Origin of the sequence: uncultured Xylophilus sp. (genome assembly GCA_913776965.1) — a bacterium.
Classification (GTDB): domain Bacteria; phylum Pseudomonadota; class Gammaproteobacteria; order Burkholderiales; family Burkholderiaceae_C; genus Xylophilus.
Genome location: CAJYQL010000048.1, coordinates 1 through 17,605 on the forward strand (window position 1 = coordinate 1; position 17,605 = coordinate 17,605).

The following is a 17,605-nucleotide window of genomic DNA, read 5'->3' on the forward strand; positions in this document are numbered from 1 at the left end:
GGCTACCTGACGGAAGCGGCCAACACGGTCGGCGCGCAGTTCGTCGGCGCACAACCGCAGCAGGGTGGCCTCGATGCGGGCCGGATGCTGCAGGGCGGCCTGAAGGCCGTGATCCTGCTGAACAACGAGCCCGCGTTCGACACGGCGGCCGGTGCCGCGGGCGCTGCGGCGCTGGGTCAGGCGGAGATGGTCGTGACTCTCAGCCCGTTCAAGGCCAACCTCGACATCAGCGATGTGTTGCTGCCGATCGGTTCCTTCACCGAAACCTCCGGTACCTTCGTGAACGCAGAAGGGCGCATCCAGAGCTTTCACGCAGTGGTGAAGCCACGTGGCGAAGCCCGTCCGGCCTGGAAGGTGATCCGGGTGCTGGGCAACCTGCTCGGGCTGCCCGGTTTCGATTTCGAATCGTCGCAGGATGTTCTGGCCCAGGTCCGCAGCGGTCTGGCGGCGGATGCGACGCACCTGCCGGCCGAGCGCCTGTCGAATGCCGCAGGTGCGCGTGCCGATGCGGCTTCGGTGTCGGGCCGCGCGCCGGTCACGGCCTCCATCTACGCCCTCGACAGCATCGTGCGGCGTGCACCGTCGCTGCAGCTGACCGCCGATGCGCGGCTGGCGCAGGACGCCCCGGGAGCCGCAGCATGATCGACACCATCTTCGGATTCGGCCAGGGCCTGATCGCGGCCCACTGGTGGACCGCCATCGTCTGGCCGGTGCTCTGGACCCTGATCAAGATCGTCTGCGTGCTGCTGCCGCTGCTCGGTGCCGTCGCCTATCTGACGCTGTGGGAGCGCAAGCTCCTCGGCTGGATCCAGGTTCGCCACGGTCCCAACCGTGTCGGCCCGTTCGGTCTGCTGCAGCCGATCGCCGATGCGCTGAAGCTGCTGACCAAGGAAATCATCAACCCGTCGGCCGCCAGCAGCGGGCTGTTCCGTCTGGGTCCGGTGATGGCGATCATGCCGGCGCTCGCCGCCTGGGTGGCGATTCCGTTCGGCCCGGACGTGGTGCTGGCCAACATCAATGCCGGTCTGCTGCTGATCATGGCGATCACCTCGGTCGAGGTCTACGGCGTGATCATCGCGGGCTGGGCATCCAACTCGAAGTACGCGTTTCTCGGCGCGCTGCGGGCTTCTGCCCAGATGGTGAGCTACGAGATCGCGATGGGCTTCTGCCTGGTGGTCGTCATCATGGTGACGGGCAGCCTGCACCTCGGCGACGTGGTCGCGAGCCAGGGTCGCGGCATGTTCGCGGACAAAGGCCTGTCGTTCCTGTCCTGGAACTGGCTACCGCTGTTGCCGATTTTCATCGTGTACCTGATCTCGGGCGTCGCGGAAACCAACCGCCATCCGTTCGACGTGGTGGAAGGCGAGGCGGAAATCGTCGCCGGCCACATGGTCGAGTACTCGGGCATGGGCTTCGCCATTTTCTTCCTGGCCGAGTACGCCAGCATGTGGCTGGTGTCGATCCTCGCGGCGCTGATGTTCCTCGGCGGCTGGCTGTCCCCGGTCGCGTTCCTGGACTTCATCCCCGGCTGGATCTGGCTCGGCCTCAAGACATTCTTCGTGGTGTCGCTCTTCATCTGGATCCGCGGCACCTTCCCGCGTTTCCGGTACGACCAGATCATGCGTCTGGGCTGGAAGATCTTCATTCCAGTCACGCTGGTCTGGCTGCTGATCGTCGGCGGCTGGATGCAGACCGCCTGGAACATCTGGAAGTAACACGATGACGGCTATTGCTGCTTCTACTTTCTCCCTCAAGGATTTCTTCAAGAGCTTCATGCTGGTGGAGCTCTTCAAGGGAATGGCCCTGACCGGGCGTTATGCGTTCCGTCGCAAGATCACGGTCCAGTTCCCGGAAGAAAAAACCCCGCTGTCGCCCCGTTTCCGCGGCCTGCACGCGCTGCGCCGCTACGACAACGGCGAGGAACGCTGCATCGCCTGCAAGCTGTGCGAAGCGGTGTGCCCGGCAGTGGCGATCACGATCGAATCCGATGTCCGCGACGACGGCAGCCGCCGGACCACCCGCTACGACATCGACCTGACGAAGTGCATCTTCTGCGGCTTCTGCGAGGAAAGCTGCCCGGTGGATTCGATCGTCGAGACGCAGATCCTGGAATACCACGGCGAGAAGCGCGGCGACCTGTACTTCACGAAGGACATGCTGCTGGCGGTCGGCGACCGCTACGAAAAAGAGATCTCCGCCGCCAAGGCCGCGGACGCGAAATACCGCTAGTCCTCACGCGCTGTTCGGAACACACACATCCCATGGACGTCAAGACTGGCTTCTTCTATCTGTTCTCGCTCGCACTGCTGTTCGCGGCATTCCGGGTGATCACCGCGCGCAACCCGGTGCACGCGGTGCTGTACCTGATGCTCGCGTTCTCGCAGGCGTCCGCGATCTGGCTGCTGCTGCAGGCCGAATTCCTGGCGATCACGCTGGTGCTGGTCTACCTCGGTGCCGTGATGGTGCTGTTCCTGTTCGTGGTGATGATGATCAACCTGAACATGGACGGCCTCCGGCAGGGGTTCTGGAAACACTTCCCGCTGGCCGCCCTCATCGGTGTGGTGATCGCGCTAGAGATGGCGTATGTCCTGCTCGGCGGATTCCGCGACAGCCGCACGCCGGTCGCACCGGCGGAGCCGCAGGTGTCCAACACGCACGCGCTCGGCGAACTGCTCTATACCCAGTACCTGTACCCGCTCGAAATCGCTGCGGTGATCCTGCTGGTGGCGATCATCGCCGCCATCGCGCTGACGCTGCGTCGCCGCAAGGACACGAAGGCGATCGACCCGTCCGAGCAGATCCGCGTGCGCGCCGCAGACCGTGTGGCGCTCGTCAAGGTCGCCGCGACGCGGCAGGCCGCAGCACCGGCACCTGAGGCCGCCGCGGAGAAGAAAGCATGACCCTGTCCCTCGCCCATTACCTCGCGCTCGGCGCGATGCTGTTCGCGATGTCGGTGATCGGCATCTTCCTGAACCGCCGCAACCTCATCGTGCTGCTGATGGCCATCGAATTGATGCTGCTGTCGGTCAACATGAACTTCGTCGCCTTCTCCCATTACCTGGGCGACATGCACGGGCAGGTCTTCGTGTTCTTCATCCTGACCGTGGCGGCGGCCGAGTCCGCGATCGGCCTGGCCATCCTGGTGCTGCTGTTCCGTAACCGGTCGAGCATCAGCGTGGAAGAACTCGACACGCTCAAAGGCTGACGGAAAGAAGAAGAGACGACACGATGAGCGCTACGCTTTCTGCATCCACCCTGCTGGCGATTCCGCTGGCACCGCTGGCCGGTTCGCTGCTAGCCGGTATCCCCGGCACCCTGTTCGGCGGCAACGTCATCGGCCGCCGCGCCAGCCACACCTTCACCATCCTCGGCGTGCTGATCGCCTTCGTGCTGTCGGCCATGACGCTCTACAGCGTCGTGGTGGACGGTGCGCGCTTCAACCAGACGCTGTACACCTGGATGACGGTGGGCCGCCTGAAGATGGAAGTCGGCTTCCTGATCGACAGCCTGACCGCGATGATGATGTGCGTGGTGACCTTCGTGTCGCTGATGGTGCACATCTACACCATCGGCTACATGGCCGAAGACGACGGCTACGACCGGTTCTTCGCGTACATCTCGCTGTTCACGTTCTCGATGCTGATGCTCGTGATGAGCAACAACCTGCTGCAGCTGTTCTTCGGCTGGGAAGCGGTGGGCCTGGTGTCGTATCTGCTGATCGGCTTCTGGTTCAACAAGCCGACCGCGATCTTTGCAAACATGAAGGCGTTCCTGGTCAACCGGGTCGGCGACTTCGGTTTCATCTTGGGCATCGGCCTGATCGCCGCGTACACCGGTACGCTGAACTACAGCGAAATCTTCGCCAAGACCGGCGACCTGGCGACCCTGAGCTTCCCGGGTACCAGCTGGATGCTGGTGACGGTCATCGCGATCTGCCTGTTCATCGGCGCGATGGGCAAGTCCGCCCAGTTCCCGCTGCACGTCTGGCTGCCCGACTCGATGGAAGGCCCGACGCCGATCTCCGCTCTGATCCACGCGGCGACGATGGTGACCGCCGGCATCTTCATGGTGTCGCGCATGTCGCCGATCTTCGAGCTGTCGGACACGGCGCTCAACTTCATCCTGGTGATCGGTTCCATCACGGCGCTGTTCATGGGCTTCCTGGGCATCATCCAGAACGACATCAAGCGGGTGGTGGCCTACTCGACGCTGTCGCAGCTGGGCTACATGACGGTTGCGCTGGGCGCGTCGGCCTACCACGTCGCGGTGTTCCACCTGATGACCCATGCGTTCTTCAAGGCGCTGCTGTTCCTCGGGGCCGGGTCGGTCATCATGGGCATGCACCACAACCAGGACATCCGCTGGATGGGCGGCGTGCGCAAGTACATGCCGATCACCTGGATCACCTCGCTGCTGGGCTCGCTCGCGCTGATCGGCACGCCCCTGTTCTCGGGCTTCTACTCGAAGGACAGCATCATCGAGGCGGTACACGAAAGCCAGTTGCCGGCGGCAGGATTCGCATCGTTCGCGGTGCTCGCCGGGGTGTTCATCACGGCGTTTTACTCGTTCCGTATGTACTTCCTCGTCTTCCACGGCAAGGAGCGGTACGACCAGAATCCAGATGCGCACCACGGTCACGACCATCATGACGCGGCACACGACGAACCGCTGCCGCACGATGCGCACGGGCATGCCCACGACCACGGTCATGGCCACGGGCATGACGCCAAGCCGCACGAATCGCCCTGGGTGGTCACGCTACCGCTGGTGCTGCTGGCGATCCCGTCGGTGGTCATCGGCTATCTGACCATCACGCCGATGCTGTTCGGCGACTTCTTCAAGAACGTGATCTTCGTGGATGCCGCCCGCCACCCGGCCATGAAGGAGCTGGCCGAGATGTTCCACGGCCCGATGGCGATGGCGCTGCATGGCCTGTCGACCGCGCCGTTCTGGCTGGCGCTCGCCGGCGTCATCGCATCGTTCTACATGTACATGGTCAATCCGGCGCTGCCGGCCGCGATCAAGCGCATCTTTCATCCGGTGTATGTGCTGTTCGAGAACAAGTACTACCTGGACTGGATCAACGAGAACATCCTGGCGCGCGGCGCACGGGCGCTCGGCACCGGCCTGTGGAAGGGCGGCGACCAGGCCCTGATCGACGGCGCGCTGGTCAACGGCTCGTGGAAGCTGGTCGGCCGCATCGCGGGTGTGGCGCGGCGCCTGCAGTCGGGCTACCTCTACCACTACGCGCTGATGATGATCCTGGGGATCTTCGTGCTGCTCACGTACTTCGTGTGGCACGACCAGTTCATGGCCCTCTTCAAATAACAACAAGGAACAACAGGAATGGGCTGGTTGAGTCTTGCCATCTGGGTACCGATCTTCTTCGGCGCCTTTCTGCTGCTGCTGGGTCGGGAAGGGCAGGTGGGCCTGGTGCGCTGGCTGGCGCTGGCCGGTTCGGTGCTAGGGCTGCTGGTCACCCTGCCCCTGTACGCCGGATTCCAGGTCGGCTCCGCTGCGATGCAGTTCGTGGAGCGCCACAGCTGGGTGGAGCGTTTCAACATCCACTACCACCTGGGGGTGGACGGGCTGTCCTTCTGGTTCGTGCCGCTGACCGCCTTCATCACGGTCATCGTGGTGATCGCGGCCTGGGAGGTCATCACCGAGCGGGTGCACCAGTACATGGGCGCCTTCCTGATCCTCTCGGGTCTGATGATCGGCGTGTTCAGCGCGCTCGACGGCATCCTGTTCTATACCTTCTTCGAGGCGACGCTGATCCCGATGTACCTGATCATCGGTATCTGGGGCGGCCCGAACAAGATCTACGCGGCCTTCAAGTTCTTCCTGTATACGCTGCTCGGCTCGCTGCTCACCCTGGTGGCGCTGATCTACCTGTACAACGCCTCGGGCGGCAGCTTCGACATCGCGACCTGGCACCGGCTGCCGCTGTCGTCCACTGCGCAGACCCTGCTGTTCTTCGCCTTCTTCGCGGCGTTCGCCGTCAAGGTGCCGATGTGGCCGGTCCACACTTGGCTGCCGGACGTGCACGTCGAGGCGCCCACCGGCGGTTCCGCCGTGCTGGCCGCGATCATGCTGAAGCTCGGCGCCTACGGCTTCCTGCGCTTCTCGCTGCCGATTGCGCCGGATGCGGCCCGGGAGTGGGCTTGGCTGATGATCGCGCTGTCGCTGGTCGCGGTGATCTACGTCGGCCTGGTGGCGATGGTCCAGAAGGATATGAAGAAGCTGGTCGCGTATTCGTCGGTCGCGCACATGGGCTTCGTAACGCTCGGCTTCTTCATCTTCAACGACCTAGGCGTGTCCGGCGGCATCGTGCAGATGATCGCGCACGGCTTCGTGTCCGGTGCGATGTTCCTGTCCATCGGCGTGCTGTACGACCGGGTGCATTCCCGAGATATCGCGGCGTACGGCGGCGTGGTGAACACGATGCCGCGCTTCGCTGCCTTCGCGCTGCTGTTCGCGATGGCCAACTGCGGCCTGCCGGGCACCGCAGGCTTCGTCGGCGAATGGATGGTGATCCTGGGCGCGGTGAAGTTCAACTTCTGGATCGGTCTGCTGTCGGCGACGGCCCTGATCTTCGGCGCTGCGTACACGCTCTGGATGTACAAGCGGGTCTACCTCGGCCCGGTCGCCAACGACCACGTCAAGGAGCTGAAGGACATCAACGGCCGGGAATTCCTGATCATGGCGGTCCTCGCGATTGCGGTGCTCTACATGGGCATCCATCCCAAGCCGTTCACCGACGTGATGGACGCTTCGGTCGCCAACCTGCTGCAACAAGTGTCCCGGTCAAAGCTGCGCTGACCCGATAGAACGAGACGTCTGAGATATGGAAACCTTCGGCTGGGCCACCCTCGCGCCTGAAATCCTGTTGCTGGCGGCGGCCTGCGTGATCGCGCTGGTCGACCTGCGGGTCACCGATACGCGCCGTACGCTGACCTACGCGCTCACGCTGCTCACGCTCGGCGCGGCGGCCGTCGTCGCCGGCTGGCAGGCGTCGTCGGGCGCCACGCAGTACGGCTTCTCGAACATGGTGGTCAACGATCCCATGGGCAACTGGCTGAAGTGCTTCGGCTCGGTCGCGATGATGGTCACGTTGGTGTACGGCCGTCCCTACGCCGCCGACCGCGACATGATGCGCGGCGGCGAGCTGTTCACGCTCGGCATGTTCGCGCTGCTCGGCATGTTCATCATGATCTCGGGCAACAACTTCCTGGTGCTGTACCTCGGCCTGGAACTGCTGACGCTGTCGAGCTATGCACTGGTGGCGCTGCGCCGCGACCACGCGACCGCGACCGAAGCCGCGATGAAGTACTTCGTGCTGGGCGCGATGGCCAGCGGCTTCCTGCTCTACGGCCTGTCGATGATGTACGGCGCGACCGGTTCGCTCGACATTCCGCAGGTCCTGAAGGCGGTCAGCACCGGCCAGATCCGCCACCAGGTGCTGGTGTTCGGCCTGGTGTTCATCGTCGCCGGCCTCGCGTTTAAGCTAGGCGTCGCGCCGTTCCACATGTGGGTGCCGGACGTCTACCAGGGCGCGCCGACCGCGGTCACGCTGATCATCGGCGGTGCCACCAAGCTGGCGGCCTTCGCGATCATGCTGCGCCTGCTGGTCGAGGGCCTGCTGCCGCTGGCCGTCGACTGGCAGCAGATGCTGGCAGTGCTGTCGGTCGCATCGCTCTTGGTCGGCAACCTGGCGGCCATCGCGCAGACCAACTTCAAGCGGCTGCTCGCGTACTCGACGATCTCGCAGATGGCCTTCGTGCTGCTCGGCCTGATGTCGGGCGTGGTGAACGGCAGCGCAGCCGGTGCGTTCAATGCGTACAGCTCGGCGATGTTCTACGTCGTGACCTATGTGCTGACGACGCTGGCGGCCTTCGGCGTGATCCTGATGCTCGCGAAGGAAGGTTTCGAGAGCGAGGAGATCGCCGATCTGGCCGGCCTCGGCCGCCGCAGCCCTCTGGGCGCGGCCGTGCTCGCGGTGTGCATGTTCTCGATGGCGGGCCTGCCGCCGCTGGTCGGCTTCTACGCCAAGCTGGCGGTGCTGCAGGCGCTGGTGACCTCGGGCCTCGCCTACGGCGTCGCACTGGCGGTGTTCGCGGTGGTGATGTCGCTGATCGGCGCGTTCTATTACATCCGCATCGTCAAGGTCATGTATTTCGATGCCGGCGTTCCGGGCGTTGCGGCATCGGCACCGTTCGACGTGCGGACCGTGCTCGCGATCAACGGTGCGGCGGTGCTGGTGCTCGGCATCCTGCCGAGCGGCCTGATGGCGCTGTGCGCCCGGGCGATCATCGGCACGCTCGGCAACTGAGCGTCGGCTGCTGCCGGCGCGCGCCTTTCGTTTTTCTCAACCTGGCGCATCCGCGGTGTCGCAACACGCAGCGATCTTCCTCGTGCTGGCGACAGCGCTGTTGGCGGCCAACCTGCCGTTCGTCAGCCAGCGGCTGTTCGGCCTGGTGGCACTGCGGCGGGGCAAGTCGCTCGCGGTACGCCTCGCGGAACTGGTCGCGCTGTACCTCGCGGTAGGGGCGCTTGGCCTGGGACTGGAAAAGCGGGCCGGGCAGATCGCGCCGCAGGGGTGGGAGTTCTACGCCGTCACCGGCGCCCTGTTCCTCACGCTGGCGTTCCCCGGCTTCGTCTACCGCTACCTGATGCGCCGCCATGGCTGAGCCGGCAGAGCAGGGCGGCGATCACCACCTCGTCGAGGAACGCCTCGGCGGCGAGGTGGTGTTCCAGGGCCACTTCCTCGATGCCCGGCGCGACACGGTGCGTCTGCCGGACGGACGGTCGGCGACGCGCGAATACCTGATCCATCCGGGCGCGGTCGTCGTCGTGCCGCTGGTCGAGACACCGACCGGCCTGCAGGTGGTGCTCGAGCGCCAATACCGCTACCCGGTCGGACGGGTGATGATCGAATTTCCTGCCGGCAAGCGTGATGCGCACGAAACTGCCTGGCAGTGCGCCGTGCGCGAACTCCGCGAGGAAACCGGATACACCGCGACCGAATGGGCGTCGGCGGGCGCGATCCATCCGGTGATCGCGTACTCGACCGAATGCATCGACATCTGGTTCGCGCGCGGCCTGACAGCGGGCGACCGTGCGCTGGACCCGGGCGAATTCCTTGACGTGTTCACCGCGACGCCCGCCGCGCTGCTCGACTGGTGCCGCGACGGACAGGTGACCGACGCCAAGACCCTGTCGTGCGTGCTACGGCTGCAGAACGTGCTGGACGGTCGATGGCCGCTGGAGTGGCGACCGGCGGACGCTTTCGCCGCCGACATCGCGGCGGAGGTGCAGCCGTGAAGGTGCTCGATCTGGCCTGCACGCACGGGCACACCTTCGAAGGCTGGTTCGGTTCGGAAGACGACTTCCGCGACCAGCAGACGCGCGGGCTGGTGATCTGTCCACTCTGCGGCGACGGTCAGGTGGCGAAGCGGCCGAGCGCCCCGCGCCTGAATCTGGCCCATGCACGACCGCCGAAGGGCGAGGCCGCTCCGGCGCCTGCGACTTCGCCCGTGGCAACCCCATCCCCCGATGCCGCGTTGCCGGAGCCGCTCGCACGTCTGCGTGCGGCATGGTGGCGCGCCGCCCGCGAGGTGGCCCGCACGGCCGAGGATGTCGGTCCGCGGTTTGCGGAAGAGGCCCGGCGCATTCACCACGGCGATGCGGAGGAGCGCGGCATCCGCGGTCAGGCGACGCCGCAGGAGGCCCGTGCATTGCTGGAAGAGGGCATCGGCGTGCTGCCGCTGCCAGATGGTTGCGAGGAAACCCTGCAGTGATGGACAACCCCCAGATCGTCGGCGTCGCCGTCGGACTTGTCGCCTTGGTCGTGACCACCGTCGTGGTGCGGCTGGTGAAGCGCGCGCTCGACCGTCGCCGCGCGCGCGAGATCGCGGCCCAGCGGCCGGCCGCCAGCCGGCAGGTGCGGCGCGCAGAAGAGCGGCGGCGCACGCCGCGCTGACCGGCACCCGGCCTGCCGCGCAATACCGGAAGGCGCCTCGCCCGGGCGCTCGCTCAGGCCGTAAACTGCAGCGCCGCTAGCCGTGCGTATGCACCGCCGGCCGCCAGCAGGGCGGCGTGCGTCCCCTGTTCGACCAGCCGTCCCTGATCCAGCACCACGATCCGGTCGGCGTTCTGCACCGTGGCCAGCCGGTGGGCGATGACCAGGGTCGTCCGGCGGCCCTCGCCGCGGGCGATCGCCGCGTCGAGCGCGGCCTGCACCATGCGTTCGCTTTCGGCATCGAGTGCGCTGGTCGCCTCGTCGAGCAGCAGCAGCGGTGGGTCCTTGAGCAGGGCGCGGGCGATGGCGATGCGCTGGCGCTGCCCGCCCGACAGGCGCACGCCGCGTTCGCCCAGGAAAGTGTCGTAGCCCTGCGGCAGTGCCGCCAGGAAATCGTGGGCGAACGCGGCGCGGGCGGCGGCCTCGACCTCGGCATCGCTGGCATCCGGGCGGCCGTAGCGGATGTTCTCCCGCGCGGTGGCCGAAAACACGGTCGGGTCCTGCGGCACCACGCCGATCCGGCTGCGCAGCGCATGCAGATCGAGATGGCGCAGATTCACCCCGTCCAGGCGGATCGCGCCGCCGCCCGGGTCTACGTCGTAGAAGCGCTGCAGCAGCTGGAACACCGTCGTCTTGCCCGCGCCGCTGGCACCGACCAGCGCGACCGTCTCGCCCGCGGCGACCTGCAGCGATAGGCCCTGCAGTGCCGCAGTGCCCGGGCGGGAGGGGTAGTGGAAGTCGATCGCTTCGAATTCGATAGCAGCTCCCGCAGGTGGGGCGGGCGCAAAATCCGGTTTTGCGTCTAAATTCGGCACGACAGGCGTGTCCGGGGATGCGACCGGGGAGCGGCTGTGCAGCAGTTCCATCAGCCGCTCGGTCGCACCTGCGGCTCGCAGCAGGTCGCCGTAGACCTCGCCGAGCACGGCGGCGGCACTGGCCAGGATGGCGACGTACACCACCGTCTGGCCGAGCTGGCCGGCGGTGAGCCGCCCGTCCAGTACCGCCTGCGCGCCCTGATACAGGCCCCAGAGCAGCGCACCGCTGGTCGCCACGATGATGAAAGCGACCAGTGCCGCGCGCGCCCGGCTGCGCCGCACCGCGGTACCGAACGCGGCCTCGGTGGACGCGGCGAAGCGGTCGGCCTCGCGTCCTTCGGCGGTATAGCTCTGCACCAGCGGCACCGCGTTCAGCACCTCGGCCGCGATGGCGCTCGCATCGGCGATCCGGTCCTGGCTGGCGCGCGACAGCCGGCGCACCCGGCGACCGAAGGCGACGCTGGGCAGCACGACCAGCAGCAGGCCGGCAGCGACCTGCAGCATCGCCCACGGATGGGTGTAGACCAGGACGGCGAGCGCCCCGAGCCCCATCACCCCGTTGCGCAGGCCCATGCTGAAGGACGAGCCGATCACGGTCTGGACCAGCGTGGTGTCGGCGGTGAGGCGGGACAGCACCTCGCCGCTCTGGGTCGTCTCGAAGAACTGGGGGCTTTGCCGCAGCACATGGGCATAGATCGCGTTGCGCACATCCGCGGAGACCCGTTCGCCGAGCCAGCTCACCATGTAGAAGCGGCCGGCCGACGCCAGCCCCAGCACCACCGACACGCCGAACAGGGCGAGGAAATGGCCGGGCAGGGCGCTACGTTTGCTTGCGTCGCTGGCGGCCGACAGGCCACCATCGACCAGGCCGCGCAAGGCGAGCGGAAAAGCCAGCGTCGCGCCTGCGGCCAGCGCCAGCATCAGCAGCGCGATGCCGATCTGCCATCGGTAGGGCCGCAGGAACGGCCGCAGACCGCCGAGCGACCGTGGGCTTTTGGAAGGACGAGGCGGGGCGGTGACAGGGCTCATGGTCACGACGATAGCATGACCATGCAAATGAAGCCTTGACAATGATTGCTTGGGCAATTAATATTACGGCATGCAATCCGAGGTCTCCATTCCTGCACTTGAACCTACCGCCGGCGGCGGCTTCGCGCCGGCTGCCAGCCTGCCGTTCGACGAAAACTTCGGCTACCTGATGCGCCGCATCGTCACCCTGGTCGGCAACGAGATCGAGCGCCGCATGGAGCCGCTCGGCCTGACCGACGCGCAGTGGAAGCCGCTCATGCGCCTGCATTACACCGGCGATGCGACCGTCGCCACGCTCGCGCGCGGTTGCCACCTCGACGCAGGCGCGATGACGCGGCTGCTCGACCGCCTGGAAGGCAAGGGACTGTGCCGCCGGGTGCGGTCTGTGGAGGACCGCCGGGTCGTGAATCTCGAACTCACTGACGAAGGCCGCGCCGCTGCCGCGCAGATCCCGGCGGTGGTCGAAGGGGTGCAGGAAGTGGTGCGGCAGGGCTTCACCGCCGACGAGGCCGCCCGGCTGAAGGATTACCTGCAACGCATCCTGCACAACGTCCAGGGCTTCGGCGGCAGCGAGCCCGACGGGCCTGCCGTTCCAGCACCAGCGCGTGCCACCGCAGCCGATCCGCCCGGCGGCACCGCCTGACCGCGTTCCGTCATCCGCACGTCCCGAGGACTCCAACATGAACAATCACAACCTCGTTCCTTCTGCTTCCGTCGCCGTGGTGCCCGCACCGTCGGCGCCTGACAGCCCCGACGCGCCCGGCCGGGCCGGCGGCGCCTGGCTCTACCTCGGCACGCTGGTGCTCGCCCTCGGACTGACCGCGTGCGCCAACATGTCGGGTATCGCGCCGCAGGCCCAGCTGCGCGACGGCGGCTCGCTGGGCTTGCCGTCGGCCGCAACCGGCACCCCCGACTTCTTCGCCGACATCGCCGTTCCGGAACAGTGGTGGCGCAGCTTCGGCGACAGCCGGCTCGACGGGCTGGTCGACCAGGCCATCGCCGGCAGCCCGAGCCTGAAGGCGGCAGAGGCCCGCATCGCCCGTGCCGAAGCCGCGACCGAAACCGTCCGTGCGGCCGACGGCCCGCAGTTGAACGGCAGCCTCGACGCCACCCGCCAGCGTTTCAGCGCCCGCGGCATCTATCCGGCGCCGCTCGGCGGCTCCACCCGCAACATCGGCACCGCCCGGCTCACCGGCAGTTGGGAGATCGACTTCTTCGGCAAGAACCGCGCGGCGCTGGAAGCGGCCGTCGGCGCCAGCAACGCCGCCCAGGCCGATGCGCAGGCCGCGCGCCTGCTCCTGGCCAGCAACGTCACCCGCGGCTGGTTCCAGCTGGCGCGGCTGCAGGCGCAGCTGGAAGTCGCCGAGCGGACCCTGGCGCAGCGCCAGGAAACGCTGACGCTGGTGCGCGACCGCGTGACCGCCGGGCTGGACACCCGGCTGGAGCAGCGCCAGAGCGAGGGCGGCCTGCCCGAGGCCCGCCAGCAGATCGAGGCGCTGCAGGAGCAGATCGCGCTCACCCGCAACGCGATCGCCGCGCTGGTCGGCCAGCCGCAGATCGCCGACACGCTGCAGGCGCCGTCCATCGCCGCGATCCGCCCGGTGACCCTGCCCGACGCACTGCCGGCAGACCTGCTCGGCCGCCGTGCCGACGTGGCCGCCGCGCGCTGGCGGGTCGAGGCGGCGGCCGGCGAGGTGGGTGTCGCCAAGACCCAGTTCTATCCCAACGTCAGCCTGACCGCCTTCGTCGGCCTGAACGCGATCGGCTTCGACCGGCTGGTCAACGGCAACAGCGGCGAGTGGGGCGTGGGCCCGGCTATCCGGCTGCCGATCTTCGATTCCGGCCGGCTGCGGGCCAACCTGCGCAGCCGCACGGCCGACCTCGACGCCGCGGTGGAGAGCTACAACAGCAGCCTGATCGACGCGGTCCACGACTGCGCCGACCAGATCGCGTCGGCCCGCGCCATCGTGCGTCAGCAGCAGGAGCAGCGCGACGCCCAGGCGGCCGCCGAAAGCGCCTACGAGATCGCGCTGCAGCGCTACCGCGCGGGCCTCGGCACCTACCTCAACGTGCTGACCGCCGAGAACGCGGTGCTGGCCCAGCGCCGGCTGGCAGTGGAGCTGGCGGGCCGCCGGCTCGAGAACCAGGTCGCGCTGATCCGCGCGCTGGGCGGCGGCTTCGGTACGCCGGCCGTGCAGCCGACCACGTCCGCGACCCTTCCGCCCGCGACCACGACCGCCGCGCTGCGCTGATCCGCCTCCGGCGCACCGCCCCGCCGCAGTCCCTCGTTCCCGAATTCCGGAGTCTTCCCATGAACGCACCGCAGAACGCATCTCCCGCCGCCGGCAACGTTGCCGGCACCACCGCTCAAGCCACGCCGGACGCCGCCCCACGCGCCGGCAATTCGCGCCGCCGCAAGGCCCTGGGCGCCATCGCCGCCGTCGTGGTGGTCGCCGGCCTCGGCTGGGCCGCCTACGAATGGCTGGTCGCGAGCCATTACGAATCGACCGACAACGCCTACGTGCAGGGCAACGTCATCCAGATCACGCCCCAGATCGGCGGCACGGTGATGGCCATCCTGGCCGACGACACCGACTTCGTGAAGGCCGGCCAGCCGCTGGTGCAGCTCGACCCGGCCGACGTCAAGGTGGCGCTCGAACAGGCCGAGGCCAACCTGGCCCAGACCGTCCGGCAGGCCCGCACGCTCTACACCAACAACGGGACGCTGGCGGCGCAGATCGCATTGCGCCAGGCCGACGTGGCCAAGGCCCAGAGCGAACTGGCCCGTGCCAGCGACGACCTCAACCGCCGCATGTCGCTGACCGGCAACGGCGCGGTGTCGAAGGAGGAACTCAACCACGCGCGCACGCAGGTCGATGCCGCCCGCAGCGCGGTCGCCGCCGCCCAGGCTGGGGTGACGGCCGCCCGCGAGCAGCTCGCCAGCAACCAGGCGATGACCGACGGCACCAGCATCGAGCAGCATCCGAGCGTGATGGCCGCCTCGGCCAAGGTGCGCGAGGCCTGGCTTGCCAGCCAGCGCGCCGCGATGCCGGCGCCGGTGGACGGCTATGTCGCCAAGCGCACGGTGCAGCTCGGCCAGCGGGTGACTGCCGGGGCGCCGGTGATGTCGGTCGTGCCGCTCAACCAGCTGTGGGTCGATGCGAACTTCAAGGAAGTGCAGCTGCGCAACATCCGCCTCGGCCAGCCGGTGAAGCTGGTGGCCGACGTCTATGGCAAGAAGGTCGAATACAAGGGCACGGTCGCCGGCCTGGGCGTCGGCACCGGCGCGGCCTTCGCGCTGCTGCCGGCGCAGAACGCCACCGGCAACTGGATCAAGGTGGTGCAGCGGGTGCCGGTCCGGATCGCGCTCGACGCGCAGCAGCTGCAGCAGAACCCGTTGCGGGTCGGGCTGTCGATGGACGTGGAAGTCGATGTCGCGCAGAAGGACGGCAAGACCCTGGCCGATGCGCCGCGGGTGGCGCCGGTCGCGCAGACGCAGGTGTTCCGCAGCCTGGACGCCGGTGCCGATGCCGAGGTGCAGCGCGTGATCGCCGCCAACCTGGGCCGCAGCCGCGCGGTGGCGCAGTCCGGCGCGCAACCGGCCGACAAGGTCGCGCAGCAGGTCGCCGCGGCCGGCCGCTCCTGAAGCGAAAGGGAACCGCCATGGCCACCGCCGGCGCTGCACCGCAGCCGCATCCTCCGCTGGAGGGCTCGGCGCGGACCTGGGGCACGATCGCCCTGTCCGCCGCCACCTTCATGAACGTGCTCGACACGTCGATCGCCAACGTATCGCTTCCGGCGATCGCCGGCGACCTGGGCGTGAGCCCCAACCAGGGCACCTGGGTCATCACCAGCTTCGCGGTCGCCAACGCGATCGCAGTGCCGCTCACCGGCTGGCTGTCGCAGCGTTTCGGCCAGGTGCGGCTGTTCTGCGCCAGCGTGGTGATGTTCGTCATCGCCTCCTGGCTCTGCGGCCTGGCGCCCAACATGGCGACGCTGATCGCCTTCCGGGCGCTGCAGGGCTTCGTCGCCGGGCCGATGATCCCGCTGTCGCAGACGCTGCTGCTGAGCAGCTATCCGAAGGCGGCGGCCGGCACCGCGATGGCGATGTGGTCGATGACCACGCTGATCGCGCCGGTGATGGGGCCGCTGCTCGGCGGCTGGATCACCGACAACATGACCTGGCCGTGGATCTTTTATATCAACATCCCCGTCGGCCTGATCGCCGCCGCCGGTGCGTGGTCGCTCTACCGCCGGCGCGAGAGCCACATCCGCAAGCTGCCGATCGATTCCATCGGGCTGGCACTGCTGGTGCTATGGGTCGGCGCGATGCAGGTGATGCTCGACCTGGGCAAGGAGCACGACTGGTTCGAGTCGCCGGTGGTGGTGACGCTCGGCATCGTCGCGATCGTCGGCTTCGCCTTCTTCCTGGTGTGGGAGTTCACCGAGAAGCATCCGGTGGTCGACCTGTCGCTGTTCGCCCGGCGCAACTTCTGGGCGGGGACGGTGGCGACGGCGGTGGGCTACGGCCTCTTCTTCGGCAACGTGGTGCTGCTGCCGCTGTGGCTGCAGCAGTTCATGGGCTACACCGCGACGCAGGCCGGCATGGTCACCGCGCCGGTGGGACTGATGGCGCTGATCCTGTCGCCGATCGTCGGCAAGAACCTGCACCGCGTCGATCCGCGGCGCTTCGCGACCGCGTCGTTCCTGGTGTTCGCGCTGGTGCTGTGGCTGCGCTCGCACTTCAACACCCAAGCCGACATCGTGACCATCCTGATCCCGACCCTGATCCAGGGCGTGGCGATGGCGTTCTTCTTCATCCCGCTGGTGACGATCACCCTGTCGGGCCTGCCGCCGGACCGCATTCCGTCGGCCTCGGGCCTCTCGAACTTCCTGCGGATCACCGCGGGCGCGATCGGCACTTCGGTGGTCACCACCGTCTGGGAAAACCGCGCGGCGCTGCACCATGCGCAGCTGGCCGAGGCGGTCACCCGCGGCAGCCCGGCGGGCGATGCGCTGGCGGCGCTCGGCCAGGCCGGGCTGACCGCGGAGCAGGCGCTGGCCCAGGTGAACCGGCTGGTGGACCAGCAGGCGTTCATGCTGGCGGCCAACGACGTGTTCTACGTGTCGGCGGTGATCTTCCTGTTCCTGATTCCGCTGATCTGGGTGTCGCAGCGCACGACCGGCGGCGGGGGCGGCGGTGCCGATGCCGCGGCGGGTGCCCACTGACCGGCAACGCTGCTTGCTATTGAAATGAGAGCGCCCTGCGCGGGTCCGGCCTGCGCAGGGCGCTCTTTTTCGTGCGAAACCGGTCAGTCCGGTGCGTAGAGCCAGTGCAGGCTGAACAGCCGCTCCGGATCGGTCCACACCGGGCCCGGCCGAAAGCCGGCGCCGGCGGCGAGGTGGCGCAGGCTGTCGATGGTGAACTTGTGCGAGTTCTCGGTGTGCAGGCTTTCGCCTTCGGCGATGCTGAACCGCTCGCCGCACAGGTGCAGCGGCTGCGACCGGCGGCCGACCAGGTGCATCTCGATGCGCGACTGCGGCGCGTTGTAGAACGCGTAGTGGTGGAAGGCTTCGACATCGAAATCGGCGTCGAGTTCGCGGTTGGCACGCACCAGCAGGTTGCGGTTGAACGCCGCGGTGACGCCCGCCGCGTCGTTGTAGGCCGCGTGCAGCACGGCCGGGTCCTTCACCAGGTCAGCGCCGATCAGCATCGCGCCGCCGCGCAGCACCCGGGCTG

General features: G+C 67.7%; 18 protein-coding genes. 16 read left to right on the plus strand and 2 right to left on the minus strand.

Translation table 11 applies throughout. The features are described from left to right. From QZ500_RS06835 to QZ500_RS06890, 12 genes are all read left to right on the plus strand, one after another. A partial coding sequence (locus QZ500_RS06835; RefSeq protein WP_295852690.1) for a molybdopterin-dependent oxidoreductase occupies positions 1-642 on the plus strand: 642 nt, incomplete at its 5' end. Next, positions 639-1,715 carry an NADH-quinone oxidoreductase subunit NuoH gene (gene nuoH / locus QZ500_RS06840; RefSeq protein ID WP_295852693.1) on the plus strand — a complete coding sequence of 359 codons (1,077 nt, stop codon included), beginning with the start codon at positions 639-641 and terminating at the stop codon, positions 1,713-1,715. The genes QZ500_RS06835 and nuoH, both read left to right, overlap by 4 nt. A 4-nt stretch (positions 1,716-1,719) precedes the next feature. Further along, entirely contained in the window at positions 1,720-2,229 is a 510-nt protein-coding gene (nuoI, locus tag QZ500_RS06845; RefSeq protein WP_295852697.1) for an NADH-quinone oxidoreductase subunit NuoI, read from the plus strand. 32 nt (positions 2,230-2,261) lie between these two features. Next, a complete protein-coding gene (locus tag QZ500_RS06850) occupies positions 2,262-2,900 on the plus strand; it encodes an NADH-quinone oxidoreductase subunit J (RefSeq protein WP_295852699.1) in 639 nt (212 codons plus the stop codon). Further along, positions 2,897-3,205, plus strand: a complete 309-nt coding sequence (nuoK, locus tag QZ500_RS06855) for an NADH-quinone oxidoreductase subunit NuoK (protein WP_295852700.1) — start codon at positions 2,897-2,899, stop codon at positions 3,203-3,205. Before QZ500_RS06850 ends, nuoK begins: the two co-directional genes overlap by 4 nt. A 23-nt stretch (positions 3,206-3,228) precedes the next feature. Next, on the plus strand, positions 3,229-5,328 hold the full coding sequence (gene nuoL, locus QZ500_RS06860; protein WP_295852705.1) for an NADH-quinone oxidoreductase subunit L: 2,100 nt from the start codon (positions 3,229-3,231) through the stop codon (positions 5,326-5,328). 18 nt (positions 5,329-5,346) lie between these two features. Next, a complete protein-coding gene (locus QZ500_RS06865; RefSeq protein ID WP_295852708.1) occupies positions 5,347-6,822 on the plus strand; it encodes an NADH-quinone oxidoreductase subunit M in 1,476 nt (491 codons plus the stop codon). A gap of 25 nt (positions 6,823-6,847) precedes the next feature. Next, positions 6,848-8,332: an NADH-quinone oxidoreductase subunit NuoN gene (gene nuoN, locus QZ500_RS06870; protein WP_295852711.1), complete on the plus strand. Its 1,485-nt coding sequence runs from the start codon at positions 6,848-6,850 to the stop codon at positions 8,330-8,332. 55 nt (positions 8,333-8,387) lie between these two features. Further along, on the plus strand, positions 8,388-8,690 hold the full coding sequence (locus tag QZ500_RS06875) for a DUF2818 family protein (protein WP_295852714.1): 303 nt from the start codon (positions 8,388-8,390) through the stop codon (positions 8,688-8,690). Next, positions 8,683-9,324, plus strand: a complete 642-nt coding sequence (locus QZ500_RS06880) for an NUDIX hydrolase (protein WP_295852717.1) — start codon at positions 8,683-8,685, stop codon at positions 9,322-9,324. Before QZ500_RS06875 ends, QZ500_RS06880 begins: the two co-directional genes overlap by 8 nt. Further along, positions 9,321-9,800, plus strand: coding sequence for a DUF1178 family protein (locus QZ500_RS06885; protein WP_295852719.1), 480 nt, complete (start codon positions 9,321-9,323; stop codon positions 9,798-9,800). The genes QZ500_RS06880 and QZ500_RS06885 overlap by 4 nt, the downstream gene beginning before the upstream one ends. Beyond that, entirely contained in the window at positions 9,800-9,982 is a 183-nt protein-coding gene (locus tag QZ500_RS06890) for a hypothetical protein (protein ID WP_295852722.1), read from the plus strand. Before QZ500_RS06885 ends, QZ500_RS06890 begins: the two co-directional genes overlap by 1 nt. Positions 9,983-10,035: 53 nt before the next feature. On the opposite strand, the gene QZ500_RS06895 is transcribed toward QZ500_RS06890, so the two are convergent. Beyond that, positions 10,036-11,865 (minus strand): ABC transporter transmembrane domain-containing protein, encoded by a 1,830-nt coding sequence (locus QZ500_RS06895; protein WP_295852726.1) that lies wholly within the window; start codon positions 11,863-11,865, stop codon positions 10,036-10,038. 70 nt (positions 11,866-11,935) lie between these two features. On the opposite strand from QZ500_RS06895, the gene QZ500_RS06900 reads away from it, so the two are divergent. The 4 genes from QZ500_RS06900 to QZ500_RS06915 are packed head-to-tail and all read left to right on the plus strand — an operon-like array spanning position 11,936 to position 17,094. Then, on the plus strand, positions 11,936-12,508 hold the full coding sequence (locus tag QZ500_RS06900; protein ID WP_295852729.1) for a MarR family transcriptional regulator: 573 nt from the start codon (positions 11,936-11,938) through the stop codon (positions 12,506-12,508). A gap of 37 nt (positions 12,509-12,545) precedes the next feature. Next, positions 12,546-14,117, plus strand: coding sequence for an efflux transporter outer membrane subunit (locus QZ500_RS06905; protein WP_295852731.1), 1,572 nt, complete (start codon positions 12,546-12,548; stop codon positions 14,115-14,117). 59 nt (positions 14,118-14,176) lie between these two features. Then, positions 14,177-15,511, plus strand: a complete 1,335-nt coding sequence (locus QZ500_RS06910; RefSeq protein WP_295852735.1) for an efflux RND transporter periplasmic adaptor subunit — start codon at positions 14,177-14,179, stop codon at positions 15,509-15,511. A 17-nt stretch (positions 15,512-15,528) separates the two neighbouring features. After that, positions 15,529-17,094 (plus strand): DHA2 family efflux MFS transporter permease subunit, encoded by a 1,566-nt coding sequence (locus tag QZ500_RS06915; protein WP_295852738.1) that lies wholly within the window; start codon positions 15,529-15,531, stop codon positions 17,092-17,094. A gap of 83 nt (positions 17,095-17,177) precedes the next feature. On the opposite strand, the gene QZ500_RS06920 is transcribed toward QZ500_RS06915, so the two are convergent. Further along, the coding region (locus tag QZ500_RS06920; RefSeq protein WP_295852741.1) for an L-histidine N(alpha)-methyltransferase at positions 17,178-17,605 on the minus strand (428 nt) is incomplete at its 5' end.

Excerpts from the sequence above, each read along its gene's own strand:
- nuoH (WP_295852693.1), top strand. The coding sequence starts at position 639 with ATGATCGACACCATCTTCGGATTCGGCCAGGGCCTGATCGCGGCCCAC.
- QZ500_RS06865 (WP_295852708.1), top strand. The coding sequence starts at position 5,347 with ATGGGCTGGTTGAGTCTTGCCATCTGGGTACCGATCTTCTTCGGCGCC.
- QZ500_RS06905 (WP_295852731.1), top strand. The coding sequence starts at position 12,546 with ATGAACAATCACAACCTCGTTCCTTCTGCTTCCGTCGCCGTGGTGCCC.
- nuoK (WP_295852700.1), top strand. The coding sequence starts at position 2,897 with ATGACCCTGTCCCTCGCCCATTACCTCGCGCTCGGCGCGATGCTGTTC.
- QZ500_RS06895 (WP_295852726.1), bottom strand. The coding sequence starts at position 11,865 with ATGAGCCCTGTCACCGCCCCGCCTCGTCCTTCCAAAAGCCCACGGTCG.
- QZ500_RS06890 (WP_295852722.1), top strand. The coding sequence starts at position 9,800 with ATGGACAACCCCCAGATCGTCGGCGTCGCCGTCGGACTTGTCGCCTTG.
- QZ500_RS06850 (WP_295852699.1), top strand. The coding sequence starts at position 2,262 with ATGGACGTCAAGACTGGCTTCTTCTATCTGTTCTCGCTCGCACTGCTG.
- nuoN (WP_295852711.1), top strand. The coding sequence starts at position 6,848 with ATGGAAACCTTCGGCTGGGCCACCCTCGCGCCTGAAATCCTGTTGCTG.
- QZ500_RS06900 (WP_295852729.1), top strand. The coding sequence starts at position 11,936 with ATGCAATCCGAGGTCTCCATTCCTGCACTTGAACCTACCGCCGGCGGC.
- QZ500_RS06880 (WP_295852717.1), top strand. The coding sequence starts at position 8,683 with ATGGCTGAGCCGGCAGAGCAGGGCGGCGATCACCACCTCGTCGAGGAA.
- QZ500_RS06915 (WP_295852738.1), top strand. The coding sequence starts at position 15,529 with ATGGCCACCGCCGGCGCTGCACCGCAGCCGCATCCTCCGCTGGAGGGC.
- nuoL (WP_295852705.1), top strand. The coding sequence starts at position 3,229 with ATGAGCGCTACGCTTTCTGCATCCACCCTGCTGGCGATTCCGCTGGCA.
- nuoI (WP_295852697.1), top strand. The coding sequence starts at position 1,720 with ATGACGGCTATTGCTGCTTCTACTTTCTCCCTCAAGGATTTCTTCAAG.
- QZ500_RS06910 (WP_295852735.1), top strand. The coding sequence starts at position 14,177 with ATGAACGCACCGCAGAACGCATCTCCCGCCGCCGGCAACGTTGCCGGC.